The sequence below is a fragment of the Dickeya sp. CFBP 2040 genome (genome assembly GCF_012273755.1).
In the GTDB taxonomy this organism is placed as follows: domain Bacteria; phylum Pseudomonadota; class Gammaproteobacteria; order Enterobacterales; family Enterobacteriaceae; genus Dickeya; species Dickeya poaceiphila.
Genome location: NZ_JAAVXH010000080.1, coordinates 1 through 5,793 on the forward strand (window position 1 = coordinate 1; position 5,793 = coordinate 5,793).

The 5,793-nt window shown below is 40.4% G+C and carries 8 protein-coding genes and 1 pseudogene; 5 read left to right on the forward strand and 4 right to left on the reverse strand.

Annotated features, from left to right (window positions below; translation table 11 throughout):
• Window positions 1–721: hypothetical protein (locus tag Dpoa2040_RS10595; RefSeq protein ID WP_168641215.1), on the forward strand; the 721-nt coding region annotated here is incomplete at its 5' end.
• 32 nt (window positions 722–753) lie between these two features.
• A pseudogene (locus tag Dpoa2040_RS18520) lies at window positions 754–933 on the forward strand (hypothetical protein); the annotation flags it as partial.
• Between the two features lie 63 nt (window positions 934–996).
• On the opposite strand, the gene Dpoa2040_RS10600 reads toward Dpoa2040_RS18520, so the two are convergent.
• The gene (locus Dpoa2040_RS10600) at window positions 997–1,344 is read right to left on the reverse strand and encodes a hypothetical protein (RefSeq protein ID WP_168641216.1); all 348 of its coding nucleotides are present in this window, start codon (window positions 1,342–1,344) and stop codon (window positions 997–999) included.
• Between the two features lie 515 nt (window positions 1,345–1,859).
• Between Dpoa2040_RS10600 and Dpoa2040_RS10605 the strand changes: the two genes are divergently transcribed.
• The gene (locus Dpoa2040_RS10605) at window positions 1,860–2,054 is read left to right on the forward strand and encodes a hypothetical protein (protein ID WP_168641217.1); all 195 of its coding nucleotides are present in this window, start codon (window positions 1,860–1,862) and stop codon (window positions 2,052–2,054) included.
• Between the two features lie 98 nt (window positions 2,055–2,152).
• Here Dpoa2040_RS10605 and Dpoa2040_RS10610 read toward each other — a convergent pair whose 3' ends face one another.
• On the reverse strand, window positions 2,153–3,583 hold the full coding sequence (locus Dpoa2040_RS10610) for a shufflon system plasmid conjugative transfer pilus tip adhesin PilV (protein WP_246867285.1): 1,431 nt from the start codon (window positions 3,581–3,583) through the stop codon (window positions 2,153–2,155).
• Window positions 3,584–3,766: 183 nt separating this feature from the next.
• Here Dpoa2040_RS10610 and Dpoa2040_RS10615 point away from each other — a divergent pair, with 183 nt between their 5' ends.
• Window positions 3,767–4,168, forward strand: coding sequence for an H-NS family nucleoid-associated regulatory protein (locus Dpoa2040_RS10615; protein WP_168641218.1), 402 nt, complete (start codon window positions 3,767–3,769; stop codon window positions 4,166–4,168).
• 137 nt (window positions 4,169–4,305) lie between these two features.
• The gene (locus Dpoa2040_RS10620) at window positions 4,306–5,016 is read left to right on the forward strand and encodes a DUF5710 domain-containing protein (protein WP_168641219.1); all 711 of its coding nucleotides are present in this window, start codon (window positions 4,306–4,308) and stop codon (window positions 5,014–5,016) included.
• Between the two features lie 199 nt (window positions 5,017–5,215).
• On the opposite strand, the gene Dpoa2040_RS10625 is transcribed toward Dpoa2040_RS10620, so the two are convergent.
• Both Dpoa2040_RS10625 and Dpoa2040_RS10630 read right to left on the reverse strand, forming a co-directional pair.
• Window positions 5,216–5,500 carry a conjugal transfer protein TraD gene (locus Dpoa2040_RS10625; RefSeq protein ID WP_168641220.1) on the reverse strand — a complete coding sequence of 95 codons (285 nt, stop codon included), beginning with the start codon at window positions 5,498–5,500 and terminating at the stop codon, window positions 5,216–5,218.
• Entirely contained in the window at window positions 5,497–5,754 is a 258-nt protein-coding gene (locus tag Dpoa2040_RS10630; RefSeq protein WP_168641221.1) for a hypothetical protein, read from the reverse strand. Before Dpoa2040_RS10630 ends, Dpoa2040_RS10625 begins: the two co-directional genes overlap by 4 nt.
• Window positions 5,755–5,793 lie beyond the last annotated feature (39 nt).

The window sequence follows — 5,793 nt, forward strand, 5'->3', positions numbered from 1 at the left end:
GAGCATTGGTAATGATTTCTTTGATTTGATATCAACTGATAAAATAATCATTAACCCATCACTTTTCATGTTAGAGGGAAATAATCAATCCTACGATAGAACAAAAAAAGATTTGGCAGAGAAATATGAAGAAGCCGTTTCGATAATAAAGAAAACACTACCTAATTCTATTATACCTCATAGTTGTGAGGAACTAGCAGAGTCTACTTTTGGAATGTTATCTCAGTTATACAATAACAATATAGGTAAAATATCATTCATACAAGAAATCATCACTCATCTATACAAAGAGACAGCCATTAAAAAAAGACACGAAGTAATAGAAACCCTAAAAAAAATCGCCATATCAAATAACATAGATAGAAAAAGCATTTTATTTATTGCAGCTCTTAGCGCTGCATTAAGCACTCCAAAATCAAATCCAGCCAAAAAAATATTCAAACCAAAACCGCCTGAAGAGTACACTCAAAAACACGCCTATAATGCACTATCTGATTTCAGAGCGATAGACTATCTCATGTGGGCCACAGCAATAGATCCTAAAACAAAGAGTTATCTGTGCACAAATGATAAAAATTTAGTTAGATTCTGGTGTGCGATTGAACCTACAAATTTTTCATTTATAGGAAATAGACTTTCATTTAACCTTAAATTCAAAGAAAGTTTATTTGGCAATTTGAATGACGAAGAGTTTCAGTGGGTTATTGATTCAACACACTAATTTGTGTGACTCATAGACATCGTTTCACTATAATGGCACGTCATGGTCAGAGAAATCAGCAGCGACTACCGTGGGTAAAACTCTATGAAACATCTGGTGATATGGGGCTTGTATACAGCCGTTGTGGTATTTCTTGCCCTACGTTACGTAGTTGGTGGATCAGAGATCTGGCACTGATGATTGCTGTTCTTAACAGTACATTATCGCAACCCTATTTTGATAGTTTTTTCTTATTTCCTTCAAATTCTATTTGAGACAGAATACTTTTTTTAGATTCAGTTATAAATATAAAAATGACGTTCTATCGAGAACGCCATTTTCATAAAATCAGTGTGTTGCTTTTTTGTCCCATATGTATTTGTATATGGATTGTAATTACCTTTAGTGCTGAAGTTATTATATTGCGTTGTGTCTTTTGAAGTCCGCTGATATGGGGAAACATACGTTCCATTGTTTTTGATATAGCCATTTACCTTTTCATGACTTGAACTACTACCTGTCCCATAGCCATATGTTTTCGGTGCGCTATAACCACTTCCAGAGTATGAATGGTGCCCACCACCTTTTGCAAAAGCACCTGTTGCAATCAATAAAACAGAACAAGCAATAATTAGTTTTTTCATAATACCATCCCGTAATTAATTAACACCATATAGCAGACATTTAAATATAGACATAGATTGAGAAAAGTGGCTTCCCATCAACTATGATGTTCTTTTTTTAATCAACCCTAACCTGCTGGATACTAAGTCGGAGGTATTATTCGACGTTGTTCGTATACATCATCTCTTTGGCTCAACACACAGACCAGCTTTCAAAGCGGCTTTATGCAACTTCAGAACTATACGAATTCTCAAGGTCAGAAATTTACCAACTGTAGATTTTTCTGTCTCGCGTTTAGCAATTGACTAGCACCAATCCTAGCCTTACATTGCAGCCGATCAGGTACGAAATCCTATTAAACTCACCTGAACACCCGTTTCGCCCCTGAAAGGTATTGGCCTACCAGACAGGGGCTAACCACACCGTTATGGAGCTAACGCTATGGCTGTTTATCAGTTTACCCATTCCCCACCTGAAAATCTGCATCTGGATACGGGCTTTTTTGCCTTGGGCCAGTCTGTTCTGGAGGTGTGCTATGTTCGATAACACGCCGCTGGAACTGGAAGAAATTATCGATCAGTGTCGGGCTTTAATTTACGCCGTTGTTGAAATTGATAATCCCCAAGCCAAAGAGATCCTGAGCTTTGTTCTGTGGGAGCGCCTTGATTTCCTGTATCGGACATTTCATTCCGAAAGCACTGACGACACAGAGGGTGAATTTCAGGCATAACAGATGGATATGAAAACGTCAGATCTGCCTTATGGTGGATCTGACTTTTAAACGATGTTATGGACAATAAATTCACCATACATATATAGAATAATACTCTAGCCTTCCCACCCCGTAGGCAAGCCTATAATATATGACACACTACCTGTAGCATCACACCAAATATGAATATCATCTTCGGCACCCCATTTATCACCGTAAACTTGCATCCAACTATTGTATATACGAGAGTTATGATTGTAATAATGTATACACGGAATACTGTTGCCAAGTTGCTGCCATGTACCATTAACGCAAGAAAGTAATTTCCCGCTGGGATCTCTCCCCTGCAATCCGTTTGGAGCGCAGCCACCTCCGACACCTGCCTGACCATTTATATAGACAAACTCACCTGAATTAATCCGCCCGTTAGCATCGATGTTCCCGTTGGAATGCACATAGTTTGAGTTTATATTCCCGCTTGCCCATATATAGGAAGCATTAACCGTTCCATTAACATCAATGTTGCCATTAGAATGAACGTAACCACCATAAAAACCCCCACTGGTCTGAACATTCTTGCCGCCATAAGCGTTAATGGTTGCCGTATCAGCCATATTCCAGCCACCGCCGTATTTCTGGAAATAAATCCCGCCATCACCTAATGTTCTGAACCAGTTTTGCGTATAGGTTTCACCACGAGATACTACGGTTGTACCTGTAACAGTATTATTGGCATTGATATTCCCGTTAACCTGAGTGTTCCCCGCCACGGTTAGATCCGATCCTACTGTCGCCTCGCCGACCGTCTTAAGTATTCCCGTTGTCGTTGTCCCAGCCGCAGTGATATTTTGAGCGTTGTATATGCTCTGCCCCCCCATATTCAGATCGCCCGTCATAGGGAGTGTCCCATCACGACGCAGGTAAACAGAATACATTGCAGAATCGTATCCTACACGATAAGCCAAAAGCCCCGCAGCGGTGATATTACTGTAGTCCGTAGAAAGTTCTGACCACTGGCCGCCATAACCTGATGCAGCGGTATTTGTTTTTGTCATTCCACTGTCAATTCCCGCTGCCTGCATTGCTTTGCCCAACAAGTCATAACGGACTTTCCCGCCATCAGCCCATACGCTCGTCGTCGTAATCAGGCCATTAATGATATAATTGGGAACGTTCCCTGAACGTCTCAAAAAAATTTTATATGAAGATTTTTGCGCATTAACACCAGAAAAAGAGGAAGGTAATAACCCTTCATTCACCAGCGTCTGATAAGTAATTTCGCAGACTGACCCCGAACATGTTCTTGGACCCGGATCACTTGACTGGCTGCTACTGGATGTCAGGGTAGAAAGCTTGTCATATCGGATATTGATATAGCCATTTACCGCCTCACCCATTTGCTTTATCTGTTCACCCACGGCTTTAGCAACAACAGTTTCCTGTTCATTTTTCATATCCTGAAATTTCATAAAAGCCACTGTTGTTCCAACACCCAGCACCAAAATGAGTTCTAACAGTGAGAACCCTGTCTTATTTTGTTTTTTCATTTTCATCGTCCTTTTTTATTTTCACGTACTATTCAATTAACAAAAATGAAAAAGTGGTCAAGAGCGGGAGATGTAAATCCATAAAAAACGAATAATAAGGCATCAAACACATTGATAGCATCTGCTTTATTTTATCGTTTATAGTATGATGTGTATGACGTTCAACATTCAGGATAAATGATAATGAGTGAAGCCCTAAAAATATTAAATAACATTCGTACCCTTCGCGCTCAGGCTCGTGAAACCGATCTGGCAACACTGGAAGAAATGCTGGAAAAGCTGACCGCCATTGTTGAAGACCGGCGTGAAGAAGAAGCGAGCGCACAGCAACAAAACGCGGAGCGTCAGGCTAAAATCGAAGCCTTACGCGCCAGACTGCTGGAAGATGGTATTGATCCGTCTGAACTGCTCGACGCAGGTGTTACCAGCAAAACAGCAAAAGCTAAACGCACTCCCCGTCCTGCCAAGTACAAATATACCGACGAAAGCGGCAACGAACAGACGTGGACAGGTCAGGGCCGGACACCTAAAGCTATCGCCGCAGCGCTGGAAAGTGGTAAAGCGCTGGAAGACTTTGCTATCTAAACAAATGACTCCCTGTTGTATTGGGTGCAACGGGGAGTAACGTAATCGGACAGGCTGTTTGTGCCAGAAGCGAGCATTACTAACACGCTGTTATGTTAGTTTAAGGGGTGTAGAACAAGGATTAGAAGGTTATAAATATGAGTCGTTTGATACTAAATGTACCCTTTCACGAGAAGGATGATGCAAAGCAGAAGGGTGCCCGATGGGATCCAGAGTTAAAAAAATGGTATGTGCCAACAGGAAAATCAAGCCTGCAATTTATACCATGGATACCTGAACTAATAGATAATCAGAAATATCACTTATTCAACGAATATTACTTCATTGGTGAAAATAAGCGCCTATGCTGGAAATGTGGGGAGTTAATTAGTCTGTTTGCCTTCTGTCTTCCAAGAGGTCATAAATATCTGACCATTGATTACCTTGATCCAGATGATGACGCGATTGAGGACTCCAGCGAATGGAGCTATTATGACAACTCTCTCTTTCGCAGCGAAAGTGATGGTACCTGTTATTCGTGGTCTACCAGCCCTTGCTTTTCTGGAGTCGCCAATATTACTGAAGTGAGTCCCCGCGCATTAAGCCATATTAGGCACTTTTCAACGAACTGGCGTCCCGGAAACAGTAAAATGGCAGGTTATAGCTACTATGCTAATCATTGCCCACATTGTTCAAGGTTACAGGGCGACTTTATGATTTTCAGTGAACCCGGAGGAGCATTTCTACCTTCTTCCCAACAAGAGGCTTCAAAGATAAAATTACACAAAATAGATGAGCCTGTTTTTTTAAAAGGTGGAACCTGCTTTACAACGTGCGATTTTTATGAGGATATGACACACGTAATTTAGCTGGTAGACCCCGTGAAAATATTGCCGGTTAATTTTCCCGGTATATGCTTCTTGCTAAGAGCTGACGGTCATATTCTGTGACGCTAACACCCTAAATACACTGAAACAAGCTACCGCGCCCTCTAGGGCTTGCTCAACAGTTCACCGACCTAAAAGCAAGTTTTAGGCCGGTTCACCGTTCGGACGTGAAAAAAAATAATTAACATTTGGATTTATTTATAACATTTTCGATATAGATTTGTCCCTGTGCTCTATACCCTTCAATATCACGCTCAGATAGATTAGGTATATTTAGCAGAACACCAAAGACTAATTCTTTATCTACATAACCAATATCACATCCTAAAACTTTGGCAACCTCTGCACCGAAAATAATTTTCTGGCGGGTGTTTTCTTTTTTTGCCTGCTGTTTCTTTTTGGCTTCCAAGAAATATAAGCGTTCCTGTGCTGAAGCAATTTGTTGTTTGATATCTTTTCTGGTCATTTATATTCCCCCCAATATTTTTTCTTGTTGGCATAAGGGACATCTGCATAATCATAACCATTACCAATTTGTTTCTTGATTGACTTAATCTTCAATTTAAATTGTTGCTTTATCTGGCGCTGTTTTGCTTGTTCCCTAATATTGATTACTATCTTTTCTGCTTCTAAATAGGCTTGTTCTGTATCGGTATAGATCCCATCATCTAAAAGTCGCTTGGCTTCCCAATCAATGGCTTCATCGTTATTTTTATACATTACACCTCCTTGTTTTTGTTATATATTATCATTTACCAT

Excerpts from the sequence above, each read along its gene's own strand:
- Dpoa2040_RS10620 (WP_168641219.1), top strand. The coding sequence starts at position 4,306 with ATGAGTCGTTTGATACTAAATGTACCCTTTCACGAGAAGGATGATGCA.
- Dpoa2040_RS10630 (WP_168641221.1), bottom strand. The coding sequence starts at position 5,754 with ATGTATAAAAATAACGATGAAGCCATTGATTGGGAAGCCAAGCGACTT.
- Dpoa2040_RS10610 (WP_246867285.1), bottom strand. The coding sequence starts at position 3,583 with ATGAAAAAACAAAATAAGACAGGGTTCTCACTGTTAGAACTCATTTTG.
- Dpoa2040_RS10625 (WP_168641220.1), bottom strand. The coding sequence starts at position 5,500 with ATGACCAGAAAAGATATCAAACAACAAATTGCTTCAGCACAGGAACGC.
- Dpoa2040_RS10600 (WP_168641216.1), bottom strand. The coding sequence starts at position 1,344 with ATGAAAAAACTAATTATTGCTTGTTCTGTTTTATTGATTGCAACAGGT.
- Dpoa2040_RS10615 (WP_168641218.1), top strand. The coding sequence starts at position 3,767 with ATGAGTGAAGCCCTAAAAATATTAAATAACATTCGTACCCTTCGCGCT.
- Dpoa2040_RS10605 (WP_168641217.1), top strand. The coding sequence starts at position 1,860 with ATGTTCGATAACACGCCGCTGGAACTGGAAGAAATTATCGATCAGTGT.